Source organism: Rhodococcus sp. 5G237 (assembly GCF_053764735.1).
In genome coordinates this window covers 181,158-206,830 of sequence record NZ_JBSNCD010000004.1, presented here as the reverse complement: position 1 = coordinate 206,830, position 25,673 = coordinate 181,158, and the positions used below count along the sequence as shown (strand labels likewise).

The following is a 25,673-nucleotide window of genomic DNA, read 5'->3' as shown; positions in this document are numbered from 1 at the left end:
CCGCGCACTCGTCCCTCACCTGTCGCCGACCGGCACCCGCTACTGTGTCCCTGTCATCGTCCGAGTCACATCTGCCCGGCCGGGTGGTCGAGTCGACATACAGGGGGGTCACCGCGTGCGGGAGGTTCTGCTGCTCTGCTGGCGCGATACCGGGCATCCGCAGGGCGGTGGCAGCGAGCGGTATCTCGAGCAGGTCGGGGCGCAACTCGCGGCGCGCGGCGTCCGCGTCGTCCTGCGGACCGCTTCCTATCCCGGAGCTGCCGAGCGAGACCGGATCGACGGCATCACCGTCAGCCGCGGCGGGGGACGGCTCACCGTCTACCCGCGCGCGCTCGCCGCGATCCTCGCGGGCAGATTCGGTGTCGGCCCCCTCGCCGGAATCCGCCCCGACGCCGTCATCGACACCCAGAACGGCATCCCGTTCTTCGCCCGGCTCGTCGCCGGCGCGCCCGTCACGGTGCTCGTGCACCACTGCCATCGTGAGCAGTGGCCGGTCGCGGGCAGGCTGATGGCCAAGCTCGGCTGGTGGATCGAGTCGTCGCTGTCGCCGCGCGTACACCGCCGCAACCAGTACCTCACCGTCTCCCTTCCGTCCGCCGACGAGCTGCGCGCTCTCGGCGTCGATCGGGAGCGGATCGCGGTGGTCCGCAACGGTGTCGACGCCGTCCCCGCGGGCGTCGCGGTGGGCGGCGACGACACGCGCACGGCCCACCCGAGCGTGTGCGTGCTCTCGCGGCTGGTGCCGCACAAGCAGATCGAGGACGCCCTCGCCGCGGTCGCGACGCTGCGCGGCACCGTCCCGGGCCTGCATCTCGACGTCATCGGCGGCGGCTGGTGGGAGCAGAACCTCCGCGATGCGGCCGCCGAACTCGGCATCGGCGACGCCGTCACCTTCCACGGCCACGTCGACGAACAGCGCAAGCACGAATTGCTCTCCCGCGCCTGGGTTCACGTGATGCCCTCGCGCAAGGAGGGGTGGGGTCTCGCGGTGGTCGAGGCCGCCCAGCACGGTGTGCCCACCATCGGTTACCGCAGCTCCAAGGGACTGACCGACTCGATCATCGACGGCGTGACCGGCCTGCTCGTGGACTCACCCGCCGAACTGACCGCTGCCGTCGCCGATCTGCTCGCCGACGCCGACCGTCGTCGTCAGCTCGGCAACAAGGCTCGCATCCGCGCCGGCGAGTTCTCATGGGAGGCCACGGGAGAGGGCGTGCACGAGGTCCTGTCCGTCACGACCTTCGGGCACACCGTCTCAGGACTGTTCCCGCGCGCCGACGAGCCGTCGATGCTCGCCGACCCGCTGCCCGAGCGCGCAGCCAGCGCCGCCGGCCAGTACCAGTAGCCACACCACGTGCGCCCCGATCGCCAGGGCGCGATGGGGTGACGGGGTCGAGGTGACCCCCTCCACCCGGTACAGGCTCAGATCGTCGTCGCGATAGGCGGGTTCGACGGCTCCGAGCGTGCTCTTCGCGGCGCCCAATTCGCCCGGTGTGCCGTGCTCGACGAGCACCCAGCCCACCCCGCGGGCGGCGAGCGCACTCGGATCCGCGCCGGACAACAGCAGGGTTTCGACGTCCTCCGCGCGGCGACCCTCCCCGGCGACACTGCCCTCGGCGACGATCAGGGTTCCGGTCTGCAGGACGTCGGCGCGCAGCATGCGCGGGGACGGATCGAGCACCGGCACGGGCCCGGAGAAGTCGAAGACCCGGAACATGCCGGCGGGCAGCACCGCCACGTCGCCGCCGTCGGCCGTGACGATCTGCGACACCTTCTCCCAGCCCGCCGGATAGCGCGCGGGCCGCAGTTGCCCGCCCACACCCCACACCAGGTCGGGCAGCGCGACCAGCATGGCGGCGATCGCGGCCGTCGCCCACACCGGTTCGGGCGCCGCGAAGCGCCGGGCGAGGACGGTCGTGCCGGCCGCCGCGGCGAGCGCGTAGGCGGGCATCGCCCACGCGACCCACTTCTGGGTGTCGCGCAGCAGTCCCGCGCCGGGCACGTTCACCATCGCCCATTCGCCGACGGCGAGTCCCGGGCCGGTCGCGGCGAGGGCGATGACGAGCACCGTGAGGACGGCGGGCACCACCACCGCGACGATCACGGGATTCCTGCGTCGCCGCCACAGCGCCGGCACCCCGCACGCCACCACCGCGAGCAGCAGGAGGGTGCCCATCAACGCCCATGCCGTGGTGCGCGAGGTGGGGACGGCTTCGGCGTTCCAGATCCCGCCGAGCCCTGCCACCGAACCGATCGTGCCGAGCAGCGGTTCGGCCCGGGCGGCGAAGGCGCGTACACCGGCCGGGTCCGCTTCGGTGCCGCCACCGGCGAGCGCCGTCGCGACCAGCCACGGCAACGACACCGCGACACCCAGCGCGAGTGCGCCGCCCACGCGCGGCACCACCCGCGTCCGTCCACCCGGAGCGACGAGGACGGCGCAGGACGTCACGATCGCCAGCAGGGCACCGGTCGGGGTCAGCCCCGCAGCGGCCAGGCAGACCGCGAGCGACACCCACCCGCCGCGTCTCCGTCGCCGGATCGCGACGGCCGCACAGATCGTCCACGGCAGCGCGGCGTACCCGGCGAGCAGACTCCAGTGCCCCTGCAGCAGCCGCTCGGCGACATAGGGATTCCAGATCGCGACCGTTGCCGCGACGAGCCGGGCGCCGGTTCCACTCGCCGGCAGCACCACCGCGACCAGCCGTGCCGCGCCCCATCCCGCGGCCCACAACGACGCGACGAGCAGCGCCGTGACCGCGACACCACCGTCGACGACGGTGCTCACCCACGCCAGCAGGGCATCCTGCGGCACCGCGCGGGCGGCGGCGTCGGACAGACCGAGGGCGGAATCGGTGAGGAACGATCGGGGAGTGCTCACCGCGTCACGGAAGAGCAGGTAGCCGGGGGCGACGAGGAACGGACCGAGCACCGCGACCGCCAGGACGAGGGACCAGACCGCCGGGAGAGCCGCCGTCGTGGACATGCGGGACGACTCCGGGCGGGACATGGCGGCAGAATACGGTGTCGTTCCGGATGGGAGGATGAGCGGATGCCGCGAACACCCCGACCCGCGTCGGAGGGTGCCGAGACCACCCGTGGTTCGGCGACAGGAACCGCCGTCGCCGGCATGACACTGGTGACGGTCGGCGCGATGACCGCGAACCTCGCGTCCTATCTGTTGCACCTGCCGGCGGGACGCTGGCTCGGTCCCGCCGGATACGGCGAACTCGCGAGCCTGCTCGCCGCGCAGCTCGTCCTCGCCGTGCCGGCACTGGCGTTGCAGACGGTCGTCGCCCGGGAGGCCGTGCACGGAACCGGCGCCGCGGCGCTGCGTCGTCTCGGTTACCGCTGCGCCGTGCTCGCCTTCGTCGTCGCGATGCTCCTCGTGCCCGTCGTGGCCTGGGCGCTGGACACGAGTATCGGGGGCGCGTTCGGGTCGCTCGTCACCGCGCCGCTGCTCGTCCTCCTCGCCGCCGAACAGGGTCTGCTGCAGGGGAGGGGCAGGTTCGCGGCGCTCAGCGCCGTCCTGGCCGCCGCCGGCGTCGCGAAGGTGGTGCCGGCCGTGGCGGTGCTCGCCCTCGGAGGCGGTCCCGGCGCCGCCCTGTTCGCCGGGGCGCTCGGCACGGGTGTGGTCGCGCTGGCCGCGAGCGTGCTCGTGGGCCGCACGTCGGGTGGAAGGACGGAACCGGTCCCGACCGCCGGCGCGGTGCTGCGTGCCTCCCAGGTGCAGCTGGCCCTCATCGCGCTCACGTCGCTCGACCTGCTGCTCGCCCGCATGCTGCTCGACCCCGATTCGGCGGGCCTCTACGCCTTGGGGGCGGTGGCGACGAAGGTCGCCTTCTGGTTGCCGCAGGCGGTCGGTGTGGTGCTCTATCCGCGAATGGCGAACCCCGCGCAGTCGGCGGCCGCGGTGCGGTCGGCGCTCACCGTCCTCGTCGCGATCGGCGCCGTGCTCGTCGCCGGCGCGGCGATCTGCGCACCGATCGTCCCGATGCTGGTCGGCGACGCCTACGGGCCGGTGCAGTCGCTGCTGTGGCTGTTCGCGTTGCAGGGCGCGTGTCTCGCCGTCCTGCAGGGCGCGCTGCTGTCGGCGATCGCCGGGGAGCGCACGCATCTCGCGCTCGTCGCGTGGGCGGGACTCGCCCTCGAGGCGGTGCTGATGTTCGCGGTGGCGTCGACCCTGCGGCAGTTCATCGCCGTCGCCGTCGGTGTGGCCGCCGCGACGGCCGCGGTGGTCGCGGTGCTCGCTCTGCGCGGTGCTGCAGCGACCCGGTCGTCCACGGACGACGCGGCGATCCCGCCCACCGATGAGTCACCCACGAACGACACCGCCCCCCACCGGGATCGGTGAGGGGCGGCTCGATTCGTCTACCGGACGATCACTCCTGCGTCGGAGGCTTCCGCAGATCGGTGCGCGGGATCTCCTGCGTCTGATCGGTCGTCCAGTCGCGCTGCTGCGCGTTCGGATCGGTCTGGCGCGGGATGACCTCGGTGCGGTCCTCGGTGTGATCGCGCTGCGCGCCGGCCGAATGCGCCGGGCCGACCGTGGTCGTGGCCGGGCCTGCCGGAGCGGGACCGCCGGTCGCGGTGGCCGGGCGACGGTTGCCGCCGCCGCGGAGGCCGAGCAGGAAGCCGACGATCAGCAGGATGACGCCGAGGATGCCGAGGATGATCGGCAGGGTGCGGCCGAACAGGGAGATGGTGTCCTGGCCGTCCTTGGCCTGCTCGATCTGGTACTCGATCGTCTCCTCGTTGAACGGGAGCGTCACGTTCAGAACGGTCACCTCGGGCTTGTCGGCCTCGCGGGCGTAGTACTGGTCCTGCTGCTCCTGGCCCTTGACGACGACGCCGGTGACCGGGTCGACCCACAGGTCGCGAGTGTTGTTGTACCAGCGGGTCATCGTGATCGGCTCGTCGCCCTCACCGACACCCCAGGTGGAGGCGGGCAGGCTGAGCTTGTAGGTCGGGACCTCGCGGTCGGCCTTCGACAGGTCGATCGGGCCGATCTCCTGATGGAAGTGGTAGACCTTCATGCCGTTGATCTCTTCCTCACCGACGAAGTCGATGGGGAAATTGTCGCGAGCGTTGATGTCGTAGTACGGGTACGACTCCTGCTGGACGTCGAACGGGAACTTGTACTGCAGTCCCTCGCGGTTGTCGATCTCCACCGGCGGCCGGTCGGCGTTGACCTGGACCGTGCTCACACGATCCGGGAACTCCTCCGCCGAGACGGGCATGGACGTCTTCCGGTCGACCGTGACGCGGTCGACGATGGCGGAGACCAGACCCGTGTCCCCCTGCATGTCGAGTCGTCGCACAGTCTGACCGGACTGAAGCGTCATGATCTCGGCGTCCGAAGGATCCTCGACGGTGACGAAGCGCTGCGCGACGATCGGCACGTCGCGATCGACCTGAGCGTTGCCGGCGAGCAGCTGACGGGAGTTGAGGATGTCGCCCGTGCCCTCGGCGACCGTGGTCACCTCGAGATCGAGCGGTGTCGTCCTCAGCTTCCCGAGCGTGTACGTCGGCACGAGAATCGCGATCACCAGGAGGAAGGCCCCCAGGCCCACCAGAATCATTGCCAGTATCCGGCCGGAGCTCGAACGCTCAGCCATGCTTTCTCCTCACTCAACGGTCGTCATCGAGTACCCCCACCGGCAGCAGCAGGGCTGCACGGATCGCCTGGCATCCGGCCCGCGAACACCACGTGAGCTCAGACACTAACAGCCCGGTATGGCAATATGCGCGTCCGCTCACCGCTGGGACGGATCGGTAGTCGATCTTCGTCGCTGCCGGGATCGTCCCGTTCCGGGCGATCCTGCTCTGTCCGCCGCCCCGCGACACGGCACACTGGTGCCCGATGACCACCACCACCGACCGGACCCGCAGCGTGAGCGGATTCCTTCCTGCACTCGAAGGGATGCGCGGTTTCGCAGCAGTGGGTGTGTTGATCACCCACGTCGCGTTCCAGACCGGCGCAGTGCACGACCCGCTGATCGGCCGGGTGTGGGCACGGTTCGACCTCGCCGTCGCCCTGTTCTTCGCCCTGTCCGGTTTCCTGCTGTGGCGTCCGCACGCCGCGGCGGCCCGCGGGCTCGGACCGTCCCCCTCGACGACCCGCTATTTCCTCTCCCGCGCGACCCGCATCCTCCCCGCCTACTGGACCGTCGTGATCCTGGTGCTGTGGTTGCTGCCCGGTGCGGGCGGCGGCGCGACGGTGTGGTGGTCGAATCTTGCGCTCGTGCAGGTGTTCGTCCCACTCACCCTCACCGAGGGCCTCACCCAGATGTGGAGTCTGTCGGTGGAGGTGGCCTTCTACCTCGTGCTGCCGCTGCTGGCCCTGGCGGTGAGTGGGCTGCGCGGGCACGCTGCCCGCTACCGCGTCCCACTGCTGCTTTCCGTGAGCGGACTGTCGCTGCTGTGGGCGTGGGTTCCGGTGAGCACCCCCGACCACATCAATCACACCAACTGGCTGCCCGGCTACCTGCCCTGGTTCGCGGCAGGCATGATCCTCGCCGAACTCGTCACCGGACCCGAGACGTGGGTGCACCGGCTCGCGGCGCGGCGCGCGGTGATGGGAGCGATCGCCGTCGGCGCCTTCGCGGCCGCGGCCACCCCGCTGGCCGGACCGGAGACGCTCACCGACCTCGCACCCACCGAATATCTCGCCAAGATCGTCCTGGGCGCGATCATGAGCTTCGCGCTGCTCGCCCCGCTGACCCTCGCGCCGCGCCGGCGGCACCGCATCCTGGCGAGCCCGGCTGCGCTGGCCGTCGGACGCTGGTCGTACGGCGTGTTCATCTGGCACCTCGCGGTGCTGTCGATCGTCTTCCCCGTCTTCGGGATCCCGGCCTTCGCGGGGCACTTCTGGTTCGTCCTGACGGTGACGGTCGTGCTGAGCCTGGCCGTCGCGTCCGTCAGCTACGCCCTCGTCGAGGAGCCGGCGCGGGCCGCCTTCCACCGCTGGGACAAGGCCCGGCGCGGTACCGCCGCCAGGCCCACTGCGACCACGCCGACGAGCGCCGCGAACTGAATCAGGAACGAGTGCCCGACATATCCGTCGGGTGATCGCCACGGCCCTGTGGACAGCAGCGCCATCGCGAGCATCGTCGCGCCGCCCGCGGTGCCCACGAGCACGCGCGACGCCAGGTCGGGTCCGCGGCGCACCGCGAGCGCACCGATCCCCACCGCGCCGGCGACCGCGACGGCGGCACCGATCCATCCCGCGAGGAGCGTCGCCGCGACCAGCACACCGGTCAGCGCGAGAGCAGACGAACCCCAGGTCTGCGGCATCGGGCCCGGATCGTCGACGCGCCGCCGCGGCCACACGGCCGCCGCGAACAACGGGACGAGCAACAGCAACCCGCCGAAGATCCCGAGCCGGTACCAGCGGTCGGTCGCGAACTCGAGGGTCAGCGTCTGCTCCGGTCCGGCCGGCACGATCCAGCCCTGCTGCCAGCCGTCCACGACGACCGGCGTCGCCACGGCACCGTCCGGGGTGCGGGCGACCCAGCCGACGTTGGTGCTCTCGGGCACCACCACGAGCCGGTCCTCGTCGCCCGCCGGAACCGTCACCTCGCGCAGGTTCTCCGTCCAGCGGCCCTTGCCGAGTTCCGTCGGCTCCGCGACGGGCGCATCGGAACCGGGGACGTCGAGCCGCAGACCCGAGACGACGAAGGCCGCACCGGGATCGACGTCGATGTCGACCCGGCCCGGGTTCGTGCCGACGACGTCGGTGTCGCACAGCGTCGCGGGAACCTCCGCGCCCGCCGCGAGATCGGCGACCCGCGCGGTGAGCGACGTGCGGTAGCTGCGCCCGTCGATCTCCACGACGGGTCCGCGCTCGCAGTCGACGGTCACCGTCTCGTCGTAGACGGATCCCTGTGCCCCGATCGGCCCGTCGTCGCCGAGCACCGACACCTCGGCGAGCCCGGGCGGGGTGAGTTTCGAGAAACCCAGCACGGTGCGGTCGAGGGTGTCGCGCCAGCGCACCACGGTGAGTTCGATCCGGTCCGTGACGTGCGGGGTCAGGTCGACAGTCGTGTCGTCACCGTCGAGTTCGCGCACCTGCGGTCCGTTGCCGAGATTCACCGCGACCCGCGACGGCGCGACCGGCAGCGCTCCCAGTGCCGCCCTGATGTCCAATCCCGTGACGCGTTGTTCCTCGGGCAGTTCCAGCGTGAGCGACGGCCGCGGCGCACCTGCTTCGAGCGAGCTCTCCTCCGCGGTCCACGACGTCCGCGGATCACCGTCGGTGAGGGCGAACGCCGAGCCCTGCAGGTCGACGACGTCGGCGTCACCGCGCGCGACGACCCGATCCGAGCGGTCCACGAGATCCTCGAGCGCGGGCCCGGGACGCCCGCGCAGGAGCAGTTCCGGACGGACCCAGGTCTCCTCCGGCACGTCCAGGGTGCGGGTGAACACGCCGGGTTCCTCGGCGGAGGTGGCGAGTCCCCGCGCGCAGCGCACGCGGTCGTCGGTGTCGACACAGCTGCCGCGGCCGGGGAATTCCTGTCCGAGCTGCCATCCGCGCACCGCGGCGTCCTCGGCCGGGCCCGGCACCACGATGCGGCGACGGATGTCGATCGGGTGCGGTTCGTTCCGGTCGGTGAAGTCCTCGACGACCACCTCGGTGAGACCGAACTGGTTGCCGACCGTGCCGCGTTCGGTGTGGACCGATGTGATGCGGATCCACGAGGTGGTGCCCAGCGGCAGCGCGACCGTCTGTTCGCGTCCCGGTTCGTCGACGCGCACCGCCGTGCTGCCCCGGTCGGTGGACACCTCGAGCCACTTGACGGGATCGCCGAGGGCTCCGGAACTCGTCGTCAGGTGCAGCAGACCCGCTTCGATCGGCCGGTCGAGGTCGAGCTGCAGCCACTGGCCGATCGCCGATTCGAGACCGTTGCTGTGCCAGCCGGTCGTCGGATCGCCGTCGACCACCGCGGCCGGGCTGCTCGCGACCGACGTGCCGCCGAGCTGGGTGGCATCCGACGCCGCGCTCGACACGCTGATGCGGGCGCCTTCCCATTCGGCGCGGACGAGTTCGGTGTCGGGCACCGGATAGTCGGGGACGGCGTTGTGGGTGCGGCGCGGGTCGTCGGCCGCGCGGATCGTCGACGAATGATGGTCGACCTGCCCGTAGTCCGTCTCGCGGTCCGTCGGGGTGTCGGTGACCGTCAGCTCGTCGACGGGCAGACCCGCGCGGGCCGCGTCGGCGGCGAGGAGTGTGGGACCGACGAAATCGGGCTGCGCGGTGTTGCGGCGCAGCAGCGCTTCGGGGCCGCCCTGCACGACCGGCACGTCGGCGACGTCCACGACGTAGGGACCGACGGGCGCCGCGGCGGGTTCGGCGACGCGGTAGATTTCCACGGCCGGATAGGCAGGTCGCAGGTCGGCGTCGGTGACGAAGTCGTCGGGGTTGTCGAACACGATGTCGTCACCGAACTCGGCGACCCGCTCGATACCCGGCGAACCGTCGAGTGCGCGATGCACGAGTGCCGGTCGCGCGGCGGGGGAGGTGTCGGGATCGAGGTCGTTGCGCACCACCAGGAAGCCGATGCCCTGACCGCGCAGGGTCGCGGCGAGACCGTCGGACGGGCGACCGTCGGCGATGTCGCGTTGCACGGCGTCGAGGGCACGGATGGCGCCGGGCGGCACGAGCGGGACGGCGTCGCGCACGGCCCACGGCGTCGACGCGAGTGCTTGCATCGGTTCGTCGCGGGTGAGCCCCCACATCTGGCTGCCGAACGGCGCGCCGGGAACGATGAGGGCGCGTTCGCCGCGCTCGCTCGTGTTGTCCTCGAGCCAGGCCGCCGCGGCGTGCCAGTGCTCGGGGACCTCGTCGTAGGCGCCGCGCGGAGCGAGCCGCCCGGTCCACGCGAGTGAGGTCGCGAGCGTCATCGCGACGAGGATCAGCGTCGTCACCGCGACCGTCGGATTGCGTTCGGGATGCGCGAAGGCGTTCCGGGCGCGCGACCACGGCACCGATCCGGGCAGTGGCACGGCGCGCAACAGGTGCGCGATCCCGAGCACGATCGGCAGTCGTACGAGCGGTTCGAGCTTGTGGACGTTGCGCAGCGGCGCACCGGCGGTGTCGAGGAACAACCGGACCTGCTCGGCGAACGGTGAGTCCAGCTCGCCGACGTAACCGACGCCCATGCCGACGAGACCCACCACGAGGATCAGGGTGAAACGACCGCGCGCAGGCATCGACCGCATCGCGAGGCCGGCGAGACCGGCCGCGGCCAGAGCGCCGGTGACGAGGACGGCGGCCGGTTGCGTGACGAGCACGGCGCCCGCGATGCGTTCGGGGGAGACGAAGGGCGTCCAGCTGCTGGTGCCGCGCAGCACCTCGGCGAGCGACGTCCACTCGGTGGTGACACCGGACGATTCGATGAAGTCGAGGAAGGGCGGGCTGACGCGGCCGAGCAGCAGCAGCGGCACCATCCACCAGGTCACCGCGACGACGCACAGCGGCAGCCACCACAGGGTGAAGCGCCACCAGCGCCGGTTCGGGCGGTGCGCGGCCCACCACAGTGCCGCGACGAGACAGGCCGCGGCGGTCGCGACCGCGTTGATCGCACCCATGAGCGCCACCGCCACGGCGGACTGCGCGGCGAGCCGGCGGGCCGAGCCCGGATTCGGCGTGTTCAGATACCGCACCAGCGGTAGCAGCACCCACGGCGCCAGCATCATCGGATGTGCTTCCGACGAGATGGAACCGAGCGTCGTGAGGACGCGCGGGGACAGCACGAACACCGTCGCCGCGATCAGACGGGAGCTACGGCTCCCGATGCCGAGGGCTTCGGCGAGGCGGACGAGGCCCCAGAATCCGGCGACGAGTAGCAGCACCCACCACACCCGCTGGGTGATCCACGGGGGAATGTGCAGAAGTTGACCCGCGGCGAAGAACGAGCCGTGCGGGAAGAAGTAGCCGTACGCCTGGTTCTGCACCTGCCCGAGCGGCGCCACACTGCTCCACTGGTGAGCGGCGCGCGTGAGGAATCCGATCGGGTTCTGCGTCAGGTCGTACTTGGTGTCGGCGACGACCAGGCCCGGAACCTGGGCGAAGGACAGGATCACCGCCACCGCGGTGACTGCGTACAGCCACCGGCGGGACAGCGGTTCGGCGGACGGGAGCTCCGTCTCGCCTCGGTACGTGCGTGAACTCGAAGCGTTGCCGGCGCCGTCAGCGGCTGCCGTACTCAACCTGGTTCAGGAGGGACGAATCGGCGTTGCCACTGCGATCGATCTGAGGGCGCGAATTCTCCTGCACAGCGGCCGTCACACCGAAGACCGCCACGGCACCGAGTACGGCACCGACGACCACGCTACCCAGGCCCGGTCCCAGGAACTTCCCCATTCCGTCTCCCCATCTCCAGTGACGCAGGCAGTCATCGCCGGCCGCCACGCTGTCTATCGGTCCGCGCCAAACTATCACCCCGGAAGGCGTCGGCGGACGGTGCGAGCCTCCGAGTCGATCTTCACCGTTGCCGCGGTGCGCTACACACCCAGCACGCCGAGCAGCGTGCGCAGTTTGGCGGTGGTCTCGTCGAGTTCGGCGACGGGATCGGAATCGGCCACGATGCCGCCTCCGGCCCAGGTCACGGCGCGTCGGCCGTCGGAACTGAGCTCCGCGCACCGGATGGCGACGAACCAGTCGCCGTCGCCCTGTTCGTCGCACCAGCCCACCGCGCCGCCGTAGAAGCGCCGGTCGCCCTCGACCCGGGAGATCACGTCCAGCGCGGCCTCGGTGGGGGTGCCCGCCACGGCCGGGGTGGGGTGCAGGACGTGGGCGAGGGTGAGCGCGTCGGTGCCGGCGTCGCGGAGGGTGCCGGTGATCGGCGTGGCGAGATGCCAGACATCGGGTGTCGCGGTGAGTTCGGGCTTGTCGGGGATGTCGAGGTCGCTGCACAGCGGGGCCAGTCGGGTGCGGATCCAGTCGACGACGTAACCGTGCTCGGTGAGGTTCTTGTCCGAGGTCAGCAGGTCTTCACCGGCGCGGCGGTCCTCGTCCGGATCGGCCCGGCGTGCGGCGGTCCCGGCGAGGGGACGGCACGTGACGGTGTCGCCGCGCCGGCTCACGAGCAGTTCGGGCGTCGCCCCGACCAGCGTGTGACCCCAATAGCGTTCGCCCGCCGCGCTCAGGTCCAGCGCGTACGTCGCCGCGTCGGGATGGCGTTCGATCATGCGGGCCGCGAGAGCGAGCGGGTCGAGGGGTTCGTCGGCCTCGAGCGTGACCCGCCGGGCGGCGACGACCTTCTCCATCTCCCCGAGGGACATCTGCTCCACGAGCCGGCGCACCCGCTCGACGTGCACGCGGGGCAGCGGCAGTTCGGCGGAGATCCGCACCGGCGGCAGGTCCGACAGGTCGGGAGGGGCCTGCCACGGGCCGTCGACGATCTCGACGTCGTCGGGCTGCGCGAGGGCCACCGGACGGTGCCGCGAGAACGGCAGTGCACCGACGACGATCGTCGCCTTACCGCTGCGGAGTGCCTGCGTGGCGGAGTGGACGTCGTCGAAGAACCGGCGGGTGCCGGTGGCGTGCACCGAGCGTTCGGCGCGCGAGAGCAGGAATCCGTCCATGGTGGATCGACAATATCCCTGCCCGCACCCGGCGCCGGTGACCCGGTACGGGGCGTCAGCGACCCGGCGGCACGATCAGGACCGGCCGGTGACTGTGCCGGAGCACGTGATCGGCCACCGACGACTGCAACAGCGACCGCAGACCGGTGGTGCCGCGGGTGCCGGTGACGATGATGTCGACGTCCAGCTCGTCGGCGGCCTCGATGATCGCCGACCACACCGCGTTGACGACCTCGACGGTGCGGCCCTCGGCGTGCAGACCTACCGAGCGTGCCATCTCGAGACCCTCGTCGTTGGTGATGCGGGCGTCGGACAGGGCGACGTCCTCGCTGTCCTCGTCGGGCACCCAGTCGGGTTGCATGACACCGGACAGGCCGGACATGCGGGCGGCCTGCCGGACCATCGGCTCCCAGGCGGTGACGACGACGGCGCGGCACGACTCGAGGAAACGACCCGCATACTGCACGGCACGCTTCGAGTTCTCGGAACCGTCGTAGGCGATGAGGATCAGATCTGCGCCCACCGCGTACCCCCTGGGTCGGATTCGGATGCTCGGGTGCACCTTAACCCGCCGGAGCGTCCCTGGGGGAGGTTCGAGCTGTGGGTCTTCGAGGTTCGTCCGCTACCGTCGGCACCATGCGGATCCGTCACACTGTCGCCGCCGTGCTCGCGGTCGCCCTCACCACCGCGGGATGCGGTTCGTCCGATTCGGGCGGCGACGACCCGGTCGAGACGACGTCGAGCCCGGCGCCCGCCTCGTCCGACACCGCGCCCGCCTCGTCCACCACCACGACCACCGAGGCGACCGCGGCCGCGACGTCGGCGACCTGCGGCGACGATCTGCTCGCCCGGCTGACGCTGCGGCAGAAGCTCGCCCAGTTGCTCAACGTCGGAGTCACCGGAGCCGCCGACGCGCAGACCATCGTCGAATCCGAGCAGATCGGCGGCATCTTCATCGGCAGCTGGACCGACGCGTCGATGCTCACCGACGGTCTCGTGCCGCAGGTGGCCGCGCAGAGCGCATTGCCGCTCATGGTCACGATCGACGAGGAGGGCGGCCGCGTGTCGCGCGTGGGCGACCTGTTCGGACCCGATCCGTCCGCGCGGGTGACGGCGCAGACGATGACGGTCGACGAGACCTACCGGATGGCGTTCGAACGCGGACAGGAACTGAAGTCGCTGGGCATCACCGTCGACTTCGCGCCGGACGTCGACGTGAGCAGCCAGCCCGACGACTCCGTCATCGGCGACCGTTCGTTCTCCGACGATCCCGAGGTCGTCACGCAGTACGCCGGCGCCTATGCGCGAGGACTGATCGACGCCGGAATCATGCCGGTGCTCAAGCACTTCCCGGGTCACGGCTCGGCCTCCGGTGATTCGCACACCGGTGCCGTGACGACCCCGCCGATCGAGCAACTGCAGCAGAGCGATCTCGTGCCGTACCGCAGCCTGGTCTCGCCCGAGGTGGGCGTCATGCTCGGTCACCTCGACGTGCCGGGTCTGACCGGCGGCCTGCCCGCGAGCATCAGCCCGGCAGCGGTGGACCTGCTCCGCTCGGGTGCCTACGGCGGCCCCGCCTTCGGTGGCGTGATCTTCACCGACGACCTGTCGGGGATGCGCGCGATCACTGACACCTACGGCATCACCGAGGCCGTCGAGGCCGCGATGGTGGCGGGCGTGAACCAGGCACTGTGGCTGACCACCGACGAGGTGCCCGCCGTGCTCGACCATCTCGAGCAGGTCGTCGCGGAGGGCACGCTCTCACCGGAATGGGTCGACGAGTCGGTACGGACCGTGACACGCGCGAAGGGCGCCCTGGACTGCTGAAATGTCGCAGGTTGCTTCGACCACAGGCTTCCTACCGTAGAGTAAGAAATTCATTCGAGGAGTCCGGGAGGAGTCATGGCGGGCGGAACCAAGCGACTGCCGCGTGCGGTCCGCGAGCAACAGATGCTGGACGCCGCCGTCGAAGTGTTCTCCGAGCACGGTTTCCACAACACGTCCATGGACGCCATCGCAGCGCGGGCGTCGATCTCGAAGCCGATGCTCTACCTGTACTACGGGTCGAAGGACGAGTTGTTCGCGGCGTGCATCGCCCGCGAGGGACAGCGGTTCGTCGAGGCGCTCACACCGGCGGGTGATCCCACCCTCGCCCCGCGTGAACAACTGCGGGTCGCGCTCGAGTCGTTCCTCGGCTTCGTCGACGAGCACCGGCCGTCGTGGATGGTCCTCTATCGTCAGGCGCTGTCGCAGCAGGCCTTCGCGCCCCAGGTACAGGGCAGCCGCGACCGGCTGATCGAACTCACCGCGCATCTGCTCGAATCGAGCACGCGCGATCCGGAACCCGACACGAACTTCACGATCATGGCCGTCGCGCTCGTCGGTGCCGGTGAGGCCGTCGCCGACCGCATCGCCGGCGGTGAGATCGACGTGCAGCAGGCTGCGGATCTGCTCGAGAACCTGGCCTGGCGCGGTCTCGCGGGACGCAAGCGTTCCGACCAGATGCACTGATTCTTCTCGCCGGGAATGCTTCGGCCGCAAGGATATTCACACAAGGGTTCGGGCGGGGCGGAACGCCCCCATCGCGTCCCGTCCCGCCCGAAATCTGGGTTGTTCCCGTCCTACCGCAGCGTGGCGGTCAAGTGCGGGTACTGCTTCTTCGGATGCCGCAGTGCCAGATCCCACCCGTCGGCGACGTGCTGCGCGTACAGGCTCAGCGACGACGGCAACAGCACCGGCTTCCCGAACCGCACCGCGTAGGTCACCTTGCCGGGAATCCGCCCCTCGACTGCCGACAGGGTGGCCGCCGCGCTCCACATGCCGTGGGCGATGGTCTTCGGAAATCCGAAGGCCTTGGCACCCAGGGTCGAGACGTGGATCGGGTTGCGGTCACCGGAGACCGCCGCGTAGCGGTCGATGACCTTCTGGTCGACCCGCAGCGTGGAGGTGGGGACCAGGGGGATCTCCTCCTCCTTCGGCTCCGGCTTGGGCTGACCCGACAGCGACGTGCGCTGCTGGTGCAGGAAGGTCGACGTCTGCCGCCACACCAGCTCGCGTCCGACGTTGACCTCGCTGACGAGATCGACGAGCAGGCCCTTACGGTGTTCGCGCATGTTCTCCGCGTGCACCGCGATGTCGAGCGGCTCGGTGACCGAGATCGGCCGGAACTGCTCGATCACGTTCTCGGCGTGCACCGAACCGACGGCGGCGAACGGAAAGCCCTTCGACACCATCAGTTTCATCACGAGCGGGAACGTGAGGACGAACGGATAGGTCAGCGGCAGGCTGTCGCCGAACCGCAACCCGCACACCTTGGTGTACTCGGCGAGATCGTCGGGATCGACCTTCAGCGACCGCAGGACCAGGACGTCGTCGGGCAGGCTGTCGCCCGAGGCGCCCACGACGGGCAGTGCCCCGAGCACGGCCCGGCTGTAGATGTCGAAGGTCGACGGCAGCGAGGGCAGTTCGATCCGTGCCATCTAGGCCCCCAGCATGGACTGGCCGCACACGCGCACGACCTGCCCGGTCACGGCGCTCGACGCGGGGTTCGCGAACCACGCGACGGTCTCGGCGACGTCGACGGTCTCGCCGCCCTGCTGCAGCGAACTCATCAGGCGGCCGGCCTCGCGGGTGGCGACCGGGATCGCGGCCGTCATGGCGGTCTCGATGAAGCCCGGAGCGACGGCGTTGACGGTGATCTTCTTGTCGGCGAGCGCCTCGCTGGTCGCCTGGACGAGGCCGATGACACCGGCCTTCGAGGCGCCGTAGTTGGTCTGGCCGCGGTTACCGGCGATACCGGCGATCGACGACACGTCGATGACCCGGCCGCCCTCCTTCAGCGCGCCCTTCTCGACGAGCACGTCGGTGATCTTCTGCGGGGCGATCAGGTTCACACCCATCACGGCGTTCCAGCGGGCGGCGTCCATGTTGACGAGCAGCTTGTCGCGGGTGATGCCGGCGTTGTGGACGATGATGTCGGCGCCGCCGTGACGCTCGAGCAGGTGCGCGGCGAGCTTCTCGCCGGCGTCGGGGGCGGTGACGTCGAGCGCGAAGGCGGTGCCGCCGACCTTGTTGGCGGTCTGGGTCAGCGCGTCGCCGGCCGCGGGGACGTCGGCGGCGACGACGGTCGCGCCGTCGCGGGCGAGGACCTCGGCGATCGTCGCGCCGATGCCGCGGGCCGCGCCGGTGACGACCGCGACCTTGCCGGCGAGCGGGCGCTCCCACGACTCGGGGGCGGTGGCGTCGCCCTCACCGATGCGGATCACCTGGGCGTCGACGAAGGCCGACTTCGCCGAGAGCAGGAAGCGCAGCGTCGACTCCACACCGGACAGGCCGGTCGCGGCCTTCGGGGAGACGTAGACGAGCTGCACGGTCGCGCCGCGACGCAGTTCCTTGCCGACGCTGCGCGTGAAGCCCTCGAGGGCGCGCTGAGCGATGCGCTCGTCGACCGATCCGGCTTCCTCGGGCGTGGTGCCGAGGACGACGACGCGGCCGCTCGGGGCGAGATTGCGCAGGGTGGGCTGGAAGAACGTGAAGAGCTGTTCGAGGCCCGCGGGGTCGGTGATGCCGGTAGCGTCGAAGACGAGTGCGCCGAACTTCGTGTCGGACGGCTCGGCGAACGTGTAGTCGCTCAGGAGGTTGCGGATCGGTTCGACCAGGCGGCCGTTGCCGCCGAGCAGGACGGGGCCGGGGAGCGGGGGCTCGCCGGGCTGGTAGCGCCGGAGCTTCTCGGGCTGTGGCAGACCGAACTGCTTGGCGAGGAACGCTCCGGGTGCGGACGAGATGAGCTGGGCGTAGAGCTTGGGGGCGCCCTTGGCTTCGGCCACGATTCCACCTTCTTCGATTCGGTCGTCGGTGCAGTGTTCGACAGCAAGCGTGTTCGACAACAAACTTACCCGTGAGTAAGAATAGTAGCCAGAATTCGAATCCGTCCGAAACCGGGAGACACCAGTGACCACCAAAGCCCGTTCCACGCAGCAGCGCCGTGTCGCCGTTCTCGGAGGCAACCGGATCCCGTTCGCCCGGTCCGACCGCAAGTACGCCCGCGCGTCCAACCAGGACATGTTCACCGCCACCCTCGACGGTCTCGTCGGCCGCTTCAACCTGCAGGGTGAGCGCCTCGGTGCCGTCGTCGGCGGTGCGGTCCTCAAGCACGCCCGCGACTTCAACCTCGTGCGTGAAAGCGTGCTCGGCAGTGCGCTGAGCCCCTACACCCCGGCCTGGGATCTGCAGCAGGCCTGCGGCACCGGCCTGCAGTCGATCATCGCGGTCGGCGACGCCATCGCCGCCGGACGGATCGAGGCGGGTATCGGCGGTGGCGTCGATACCACCTCCGACGCTCCGATCGCCGTGAACAACCAGCTCCGCGAGTTCCTGCTCTCTCTGAACCGGGCCCGCACCACGGCCGACCGGGTCAAGCTGCTCGGCAACGTCCGCCCGTCGATGCTCGGCATCGAGATCCCGCGCAACGGTGAGCCGCGCACCGGCCTGTCGATGGGTGAGCACGCCGCGATCACCGCCAAGGAGTTCGGTATCGCCCGCGAGGCGCAGGACGAGCTCGCCGTCGCGAGCCACCGCAACATGGCCGCCGCCTACGACCGCGGTTTCTTCGACGACCTCGTCACCCCGTTCCTCGGGCTGACCCGCGACGACAACCTGCGTCCCGACTCGTCGGTGGAGAAGCTGTCGACGCTGAAACCGGTCTTCGGCACCAAGCTCGGTGACGCCACCATGACTGCCGGCAACTCGACGCCGCTCACCGACGGCGCGTCGGCCGCGCTGCTGTCGAGCGAGGAGTGGGCCGCCGAGCGCAAGCTGCCGGTGCTCGCCTACCTCGTCGACTCCGAGACCGCTGCGGTCGACTACATCCACGGCGGCGACGGGCTGCTCATGGCGCCCACCTACGCCATCCCGCGCCTGCTGCAGCGCAACGGCCTGACCCTGCAGGACTTCGACTTCTACGAGATCCACGAGGCGTTCGCCTCCGTGGTGCTCGCCACACTCCAGGCGTTCGAGTCGGAGGAGTACTGCAAGGGCAAGCTGGGCCTCGACGCCCCGCTCGGCTCGATCGACCGCAGCAAGCTCAACGTCAACGGCTCGTCGCTGGCGGCCGGCCACCCGTTCGCCGCGACCGGCGGCCGGATCGTCGCCTCGCTGGCGAAGATGCTGCACGAGAAGAAGCAGGAGACCGGCAAGCCCGTCCGCGGCCTGATCTCCATCTGCGCCGCAGGTGGACAGGGTGTGACGGCGATTCTCGAGGCCTGATCGACACCCCTCGGAAGTCGTTGAGGAAAAAAGTTCCGTTCGGTGTGTAACGCTCCGCGACGGACAGCGATAGACCCAGCGACCCCGCGCTGCTGCCTGACCCCCGACCTGGTAGCAACGCGGGGTCTTCGCATTCCGGGCGCAGCCGCCCGAAGCTGGGGCACTACCCTTGAAACCAGGTAGTCGGCGCGCGAATTCGACGGCGCGCCCAGCTTTGCGAAGGGATCCGGGTGAGCGGCAGCAACGGGACCGACGAGTCCCCTCACGAGCACGACGACGCACGAACCGAGAACGTCGGTTCGACGGCGGAGTCGGCTCGCGAGGCCGAGGGTGCGTCGGCTCCTACCGAGCGTTTCGAAGCGGTCGATCCTCACCGGGAGGTGGCCGAGGCGCAGGCCGAGGCTCCGCAACCGGCAGCCGCCGAAACGCCGGAGGCGAGCGGACCGGCGGAGACGCAGGTCGGAGAGCCGAAGACCGAAGTCATGGCTGCCCCGCAGGCTCTTGCAGAGGCCCGAACCGAGAACACGGCAGCTTCCACCGGCGCGGACGAGCCCCCGACCGAGAACGTCCATCCCTCGGAGGCGCCCACCGCGGTCATCCCGGTCGTCGCGCCGGGGGATCGGGCACCGGACGACGGATCGTCCGCCGCCACCGATCGGCTCCTCCGTTCGCAGGGGGAACAGAACCCGGCACAACCCGGTCCCGAACAGGCGGGGGCTCCCGTCCCACCCACGTCGACGGCACTGCCCTCGGCTGCCCACCCACCGCAGGGCGACCAGCCGACCCAGCAGATGCAGGCGGGTCCGCCGCCGCAGGGGCCGCCTCCCGTCACTCCTCCGCCCACCGGCGGACCGGGAGGCTCCGGCGGAGACGGCGACGAACCGGGTAAGCCGGGATCGAATCTGCCCCGGCGCACGATCGCGCTCGTCGTCGGTGGCGTCGTCGCACTGCTCGCCGTGTTCTACGTGGCGGATCTGGCGTTGTCGTCGGGCAAGGTGCCGCGCGGCGTCACCGTCGCAGGTGTCGAGATCGGCGGCATGTCGCTCGACGCGGCCGAGGCCGAACTCACCGAGCAACTGACGCCGCGTCTCGACATGCCCGTCGACGTCACCGCCGGCGACACCCAGGGGCAGATCGTGCCGTCGGAGGCCGGGATCGGGATCGACTGGCTCGCGACGCTCGACCAGGTGGGTTCGCAGCCGCTCAATCCGTTCACGCGACTCGCGTCGTTCTTCGGGAACGACGAGGTCGGCGTGGTCTCCACGCGCGACGAGGTCGCTCTCTCCGCAGCCATCGAGAAGGCCGCTGCCGCCGCCGCGCACGAACCGCGCGAGGGCAACATCGTCTTCGAGGACGGCACACCCGTTCCGGTGACGCCGCAGCCCGGCCAGCAACTCGACGTGGCCGTCGCAGGCGACGTCTTCGCCGAGCGCTGGCCGTACGGCGACGTCTCGCTGCCCGTCGAGAGCGTCGACGTCACCGTCACCCGCGAGGGCCTCGACCGGGCGCTGGCGGAGGTCGCCGTTCCGGCCGTGGCACAGGATCTGGTCGTCCGGGGACTCGACGGGGCCGTCGGTGTGCTGCCGCGCGATGCGGTGGGCGCCGTCCTGTCGTTCGTGCCGGACGGTTCGGGCGGACTCGAACCGCAGTACAACACCGAGGCCGCGATCGGCATCCTCGCGCCGCAGCTCGCCCCGTCGGAGACGGAGCCGAAGGATGCGCGGATCGTCCTCGACGGTGGTCGTCCGACGATCGTGCCCAGCGAGACCGGCGAGATGGTCGATTGGCCCGTCACCCTCGAGAGGTTGCCCGACCTGCTGAAGGAGGAGGGCGACCGCAGCACCGACGCGGTGTACAAGAAGGCCGAACCCGAACTCACCACCGAAGGCGCCGAGAAGCTCGGCATCAAGGAAGTGGTCTCGGAGTTCACCACCAGCGGCTTCGAATACGCCTCCGGCGTCAACATCCGGCTGGCCGCGCAGGAGATCAACGGTGCCATCGTCAAGCCGGGGGAGACCTTCTCCTTCAACGACTACACCGGTCCGCGCGGTGCGGCGCAGGGGTACATCGAGTCGGGCATCATCGAGGCCGGACGTCCCGGTAAGGCCGTGGGCGGCGGCATCAGCCAGCTCGCGACCACCCTCTACAACGCGACCTACTTCGCCGGGATGGAGGACGTCGAGCACACCGAGCACAGCTACTACATCTCCCGGTACCCGGCGGCCCGCGAGGCCACGATCTACGACGGCGCCATCGACCTGAAGTTCCGCAACCCGTTCGACACGGGCGTCCTGATCCAGACGATCGGCACGAGCTCCGACATCACAGTGCGCATCTGGGGCACCAAGACCGTCGACGTCCAGTCGATCACCGGCAACCGCACGAACTTCACCTCGCCCAACACGATCACGTTGCCCGCCGGTTCGGCTTGCATCCCGTCGAGCGGCGCGCAGGGCTTCACCGTCACCGACACCCGGATCGTCACCGACGCACGGACGGGTGCGCAGATCTCGAACGCGACCCGCACGGTCCGGTACGACCCGGTCCCGATCGTGAAGTGCATCAGCCCCGAACCGGAACCGAGCGACGAGCCTTCCGGTGGGGGCGACGACGCGACCTCCGGCGACACCGGAGCGGAGGACGCCGAGGCCGAGGACGCACCGGCGCCCGCACCCGAATCGCCTGCGGCCGAAGCGCCGGCAGCCGAGGCACCTGCAGCGGGTGGAACCGAAGAGGAGTAGCGGACGTCCTCGAAACTTCGGGGAGGTTGTGTGCGGTTCCGGCGAAGAACACGCACACAACCTCCCCTTACTTCGTCACTCCGGAAGCGGCACCACGTCGGGGATCTCGCCGTCGAGGATGCGGAGCTGTGCGTCGCGCAGTTGTTTCTCGCCGTGCCGCTGCAGCCACGCCTTCCCGGCAGGGAAGCGGCCGATCACATGGTGTTTGACGACGTTCACGGCGATGCGACCCACCGGATACCACGGCGGACGTAGCGGAACCTTCAGCGCGAGGACCCCGGACGGGCCGAGAAGTGTCGTCGCGAGCGACAGCCCGCGTTCGTATTCGTACCGTCGACGCAACGCCTGGAAACGCGGATACCGCGTGTGGAGCGGCAGTTCGACGAGCGACCTGGCGAGCATGTGGCTGTTCTCGTCGGCGGCGGGTGAGGACGACCCGATCTGGTACATCATCCGCAGTCCCGCGCGCTCCTCGAACCGGAGCCACTTCGGGTCGACGCCCATCAACCACCCCACATACGCCCACAGGTGCAGGACGGCCTCGGCCTCGCGCCGGGTGTATCGCACCCCCAGGACGCGGGTGTGGAGCAGGAAGGTGATCGAGAACAGGCCCAGCGTGCCGGCCTGGTCGAACTGGTTGACCGGTAGCCCGCGGAACTCGGTGTCCCAGTCGCCGTCGTGCTCGTGGTGGTAGTCGACGAAGGCGTGCATCAGCCGCACGTGCACCGACAGCGTGAAGCCTTCGCCGAAGCGTTCGAGACCGCCGTCGGCGACGCATCCGTTCCACCACGTCCCGGTCTCGGCGATGCGTCGACGGGTGCGCTCGCCTGTGAGACGACCGGACGAGGTCAGCACCGGCAGCGGACCGGAGTTGTTGTATCCGCCGAGCAGCGAGCCGTATGCGAGGACGTCGCCGACGTCGGATCCGACCCTGCGCAGTGTGCGGGCGCCGAGCGCGATCCTGTCGCGGTCGACCCAGTCGGGGGTGTCCTCGAGCATCTCGAAGTACTTCCGGAGCACGGGAGGGGCGTCGGGGACAGCGTCGATGCCCTCGGCGAGCGCGGTGCGGAACTGCGCGAGGGTGACGGTGCGGTCGCGCCGGATGGCCCGCACCAACTCGGCACTCGGTTCGTCGCGCTCGAGCAGCGCACGGCGCAGGGCGTCCGCTTCCTCGGGCGTGGCGTCGGGAGCGCGTCCCGCGAACGGGCGTAGGGGTGCGGTGATGCGGGCGGCCTTCTCGCGGTCGCGCATGTACCGAGTCGTGGTGGACGTGCCGGTAATGGTCACGGGCTCAGAGTGCTACTGACAACAAAGGTTGTCAATGCTGCTCCCGAAACGACGAGACCGACGTCGTGTGCGAAATCCGTGGGGAAATCACGCACAACGTCGGTCTCGTCTATCGCGCTATCGCCGTGAGCGGTTCGATCAGAACGCCGCTTCGTCGAGCTCCATGATGTCGAGGTCGACGTCGGTGATGATCTGACGCGCGACGCTCAGCTCCGGCAGGACGTTCTTGGCGAAGAAGGACGCGGCCGCGACCTTGCCCTCGTAGAACGCCTTGTCCGAGGCATCGACGCCGGCGTCGAGTGCGGAGAGTGCGATCTCGGCGTGCTCGAGCAGCAGCCAGCCGATCATCAGGTCGCCGAACGCCTCGAGGAAGCGGACCGAACCGAGGCCGACCTTGTACAGCTCGGTGGGCTGCTCCTGCGCACCCATGAGGTACTGGGTGAGCGTGGCGACCATCGTCTGGGTCTCGCCGAGGGCGGTGGCCAGGAGCGTGCGCTCCTTCTTCAGGCGCTGGTCGGCGTCGTCGCGCTCGACGAACTTCTTGATCTCACCGGCGACGTGGGCGAGCGCCACACCGCGGTCGCGGGCGATCTTCCGGAAGAAGAAGTCCTGCGCCTGGATGGCGGTGGTGCCCTCGTACAGCGAGTCGATCTTCGAGTCGCGGATGTACTGCTCGATCGGGTAGTCCTGCAGGAAGCCCGAACCGCCGAGGGTCTGGAGCGAATCCTTCAGGTACTGGTAGGCCCGCTCGGAGCCGCAGCCCTTGACGACCGGCAGCAGCAGGTCGTTGATGCGGTGCGCGAGACCGGCGTCGGCGCCGGAGACCTGCTCGGCGACGGCGTCGTCCTGGTGGGCGGCGGTGTACAGGTACACGGCGCGCAGGCCCTCGGAGTAGGCCTTCTGCATCGCGAGCGAACGACGGACGTCCGGGTGGTGCATGATCGACACGCGCGGGGCGGTCTTGTCGGACATCTGGGTCAGGTCGGCGCCCTGGATGCGCTCCTTGGCGTAGTCGAGGGCGTTGAGGTAGCCGGTCGACAGGGTCGCGATGGCCTTCGTGCCGACCATCATGCGGGCGTGCTCGATGACGTCGAACATCTGCGCGATGCCGTTGTGGACCTCACCGACGAGCCAGCCCTGGGCCGGAACACCGTGGCCGCCGAAAGTGACCTCGCAGGTCGCGGAGGCCTTGATGCCCATCTTGTGCTCGACGTTGGTGACGAAGACGCCGTTGCGCTCGCCCATCTCGTTCTTCTCGAAGTCGAAGTGGAACTTCGGGACGAAGAACAGCGACAGGCCCTTGGTGCCGGGGCCGGCGCCCTCGGGGCGGGCGAGGACGAGGTGGAAGATGTTCTCGAACAGGTCGTCGGAGTCGGCCGAGGTGATGAACCGTTTGACGCCCTCGATGTGCCAGGAGCCGTCGTCCTGCTTGATCGCCTTGGTGCGACCTGCGCCGACGTCGGAACCGGCGTCGGGCTCGGTGAGGACCATGGTGGCGCCCCAGCCGCGCTCGACGCAGGTGGCGGCCCACTGCTTCTGCTCATCGGTGCCGTTGTCGTAGAGCACGCCCGCGAAGGCCGGGCCGGCCGCGTACATGAACGCCGCAGGCTGGGCTCCGAGCATCATCTCGTTGACGGCCCACAGGAGGCTGCGGGGTGCGTCGGTGCCGCCGATCTCCTCGGGGATGCCCATCGACCAGTAACCGGCGTCCCACCAGGCGCGGAACGACTTCTTGAAGGGCTCGGGAAGCGACACCGAATGGGTCTCGGGGTCGAAGACCGGCGGGTTGCGGTCGGCTTCGGCGAAGCCTTCGGCGGCCGGCCCCTCGGCCAGCGCCTTGACCTCGGCGAGGATGCCGCGTGCGGTGTCCTCGTCCAGATCGCCGAACTTGCCGGCTTCGAGGACCTTCTGAATCTTCAGGAACTCGAACAGGTTGAACTCGAGGTCGCGGAGGTTGCTCTTGTAATGGCCCATGTCGTCGGTGTCTCCCAGTGTGGTGCGGTCCAGCTGGCTTCAAGTACCGCCCAAGTTATTACTCGTCGGTAACATCTCCATGTTACTCGTCGGGCAACTAACTGCCAAGAGGTGGTTTGCTCGCCACGACGAGCGCGTCGACAGCCGTTCCCGCGTCGGTTTCCCGATATCGCCGTTCGGCAATCCCGATTTCCAATCTGCCGTCGATTTCCTCGACGAGATCGGTTGGTGTGTACAGGATTTCCTTGTCCTGTGGTCCACCCACGCCCTCCTCGGGATTTATCGCGTCGTGCCCCAGGAATATGAGGATTCCTTCAGGTTTCAGTGAATTGATCGCGCGGTCGAGAAGCGCCTTCCGCTGTGGCGGAGGGAAATGCAAGAAAGCCGAGAGAATCAGGTCATATTCGCCCTCGAACGAGTCGGCCGTCACATCTGCACGGACGTAGCGGAGCCGGTCTCGCGAACGCGACGGCGCCTGCGCCGCGATCCGGCGGGCCTTGTCGAGGGCGACCTCGGAGAAGTCGATGCCCACGACCTCCCATCCACGCGTGGCCAACCACAAGGAGTGACGACCTTCACCACACCCGAGATCCAGGGCGCGACCGTGCGGTAGCGACGCCACGTGTTCGACGATCACCGGATTGGGCGGCGCGCCCCAGATCAGTTCCGACGCCGCATACTTCTCGTTCCAGTCCTGTGCATCCATACCGCGACGCTAGTCCGCGTGCGGTGAACGAGACGGCCACTTGCGGTACGGGTCACGGAAGCGCATCGTCGGGGTAGCGCTGTGACGAAACCGTGACCTGCGATATCGTTGACCGG

At 69.8% G+C, this 25,673-nt stretch carries 18 protein-coding genes; 7 read left to right on the top strand and 11 right to left on the bottom strand.

The genetic code is table 11. From position 1 onward, the window contains the following. The first annotated feature begins 115 nt into the window (after positions 1-115). Positions 116-1,345, top strand: a complete 1,230-nt coding sequence (locus tag ACWPOC_RS10355; protein WP_120280375.1) for a glycosyltransferase family 4 protein — start codon at positions 116-118, stop codon at positions 1,343-1,345. Here the strand turns inward: ACWPOC_RS10355 and ACWPOC_RS10350 are convergent. Next, a complete protein-coding gene (locus tag ACWPOC_RS10350) occupies positions 1,256-3,007 on the bottom strand; it encodes a hypothetical protein (RefSeq protein WP_455408574.1) in 1,752 nt (583 codons plus the stop codon). The two genes, ACWPOC_RS10355 and ACWPOC_RS10350, sit on opposite strands and share 90 nt — an antisense overlap. Positions 3,008-3,049: 42 nt before the next feature. Between ACWPOC_RS10350 and ACWPOC_RS10345 the strand changes: the two genes are divergently transcribed. Beyond that, positions 3,050-4,351 (top strand): lipopolysaccharide biosynthesis protein, encoded by a 1,302-nt coding sequence (locus ACWPOC_RS10345; protein WP_455408573.1) that lies wholly within the window; start codon positions 3,050-3,052, stop codon positions 4,349-4,351. A 28-nt stretch (positions 4,352-4,379) separates the two neighbouring features. Here the strand turns inward: ACWPOC_RS10345 and ACWPOC_RS10340 are convergent, their stop codons facing one another. After that, the gene (locus tag ACWPOC_RS10340; RefSeq protein WP_159417507.1) at positions 4,380-5,615 is read right to left on the bottom strand and encodes a DUF3068 domain-containing protein; all 1,236 of its coding nucleotides are present in this window, start codon (positions 5,613-5,615) and stop codon (positions 4,380-4,382) included. A 245-nt stretch (positions 5,616-5,860) separates the two neighbouring features. Here ACWPOC_RS10340 and ACWPOC_RS10335 point away from each other — a divergent pair, with 245 nt between their 5' ends. Then, the gene (locus ACWPOC_RS10335; RefSeq protein ID WP_455408572.1) at positions 5,861-7,033 is read left to right on the top strand and encodes an acyltransferase family protein; all 1,173 of its coding nucleotides are present in this window, start codon (positions 5,861-5,863) and stop codon (positions 7,031-7,033) included. On the opposite strand, the gene ACWPOC_RS10330 is transcribed toward ACWPOC_RS10335, so the two are convergent. The 4 genes from ACWPOC_RS10330 to ACWPOC_RS10315 form a co-directional block, all read right to left on the bottom strand. Continuing rightward, positions 6,922-11,208 (bottom strand): alpha-(1->3)-arabinofuranosyltransferase domain-containing protein, encoded by a 4,287-nt coding sequence (locus tag ACWPOC_RS10330; protein ID WP_455408571.1) that lies wholly within the window; start codon positions 11,206-11,208, stop codon positions 6,922-6,924. The genes ACWPOC_RS10335 and ACWPOC_RS10330 overlap by 112 nt on opposite strands. Next, positions 11,189-11,362, bottom strand: coding sequence for a DUF2613 domain-containing protein (locus ACWPOC_RS10325; RefSeq protein WP_006552672.1), 174 nt, complete (start codon positions 11,360-11,362; stop codon positions 11,189-11,191). Before ACWPOC_RS10325 ends, ACWPOC_RS10330 begins: the two co-directional genes overlap by 20 nt. A gap of 140 nt (positions 11,363-11,502) precedes the next feature. Beyond that, positions 11,503-12,585, bottom strand: coding sequence for an isochorismate synthase (locus ACWPOC_RS10320; RefSeq protein WP_268654603.1), 1,083 nt, complete (start codon positions 12,583-12,585; stop codon positions 11,503-11,505). Positions 12,586-12,640: 55 nt separating this feature from the next. Continuing rightward, positions 12,641-13,108 carry a universal stress protein gene (locus ACWPOC_RS10315; protein ID WP_019290888.1) on the bottom strand — a complete coding sequence of 156 codons (468 nt, stop codon included), beginning with the start codon at positions 13,106-13,108 and terminating at the stop codon, positions 12,641-12,643. 113 nt (positions 13,109-13,221) lie between these two features. On the opposite strand from ACWPOC_RS10315, the gene ACWPOC_RS10310 reads away from it, so the two are divergent. After that, entirely contained in the window at positions 13,222-14,412 is a 1,191-nt protein-coding gene (locus ACWPOC_RS10310; RefSeq protein ID WP_120280369.1) for a glycoside hydrolase family 3 N-terminal domain-containing protein, read from the top strand. 75 nt (positions 14,413-14,487) lie between these two features. Then, complete coding sequence (locus tag ACWPOC_RS10305; protein ID WP_006552668.1) at positions 14,488-15,096, top strand: TetR/AcrR family transcriptional regulator; 609 nt, start codon at positions 14,488-14,490, stop codon at positions 15,094-15,096. A gap of 110 nt (positions 15,097-15,206) precedes the next feature. Here ACWPOC_RS10305 and ACWPOC_RS10300 read toward each other — a convergent pair whose 3' ends face one another. Next, entirely contained in the window at positions 15,207-16,064 is an 858-nt protein-coding gene (locus ACWPOC_RS10300) for a MaoC/PaaZ C-terminal domain-containing protein (protein ID WP_120280368.1), read from the bottom strand. Then, positions 16,065-17,411, bottom strand: coding sequence for a 3-oxoacyl-ACP reductase (locus ACWPOC_RS10295; RefSeq protein ID WP_120283685.1), 1,347 nt, complete (start codon positions 17,409-17,411; stop codon positions 16,065-16,067). A 124-nt stretch (positions 17,412-17,535) separates the two neighbouring features. Between ACWPOC_RS10295 and ACWPOC_RS10290 the strand changes: the two genes are divergently transcribed. Continuing rightward, entirely contained in the window at positions 17,536-18,849 is a 1,314-nt protein-coding gene (locus tag ACWPOC_RS10290; protein ID WP_230790631.1) for an acetyl-CoA C-acetyltransferase, read from the top strand. A 230-nt stretch (positions 18,850-19,079) separates the two neighbouring features. Next, on the top strand, positions 19,080-21,590 hold the full coding sequence (locus ACWPOC_RS10285; protein WP_455408570.1) for a VanW family protein: 2,511 nt from the start codon (positions 19,080-19,082) through the stop codon (positions 21,588-21,590). Between the two features lie 75 nt (positions 21,591-21,665). Here the strand turns inward: ACWPOC_RS10285 and ACWPOC_RS10280 are convergent, their stop codons facing one another. From ACWPOC_RS10280 to ACWPOC_RS10270, 3 genes are all read right to left on the bottom strand, one after another. Continuing rightward, positions 21,666-22,877 carry an oxygenase MpaB family protein gene (locus ACWPOC_RS10280; protein WP_455408569.1) on the bottom strand — a complete coding sequence of 404 codons (1,212 nt, stop codon included), beginning with the start codon at positions 22,875-22,877 and terminating at the stop codon, positions 21,666-21,668. Positions 22,878-23,015: 138 nt separating this feature from the next. Beyond that, positions 23,016-24,851 carry an acyl-CoA dehydrogenase gene (locus tag ACWPOC_RS10275; RefSeq protein WP_455408568.1) on the bottom strand — a complete coding sequence of 612 codons (1,836 nt, stop codon included), beginning with the start codon at positions 24,849-24,851 and terminating at the stop codon, positions 23,016-23,018. 97 nt (positions 24,852-24,948) lie between these two features. After that, positions 24,949-25,557: a class I SAM-dependent methyltransferase gene (locus ACWPOC_RS10270; protein ID WP_120280365.1), complete on the bottom strand. Its 609-nt coding sequence runs from the start codon at positions 25,555-25,557 to the stop codon at positions 24,949-24,951. Between the last annotated feature and the right edge of the window lie 116 nt (positions 25,558-25,673).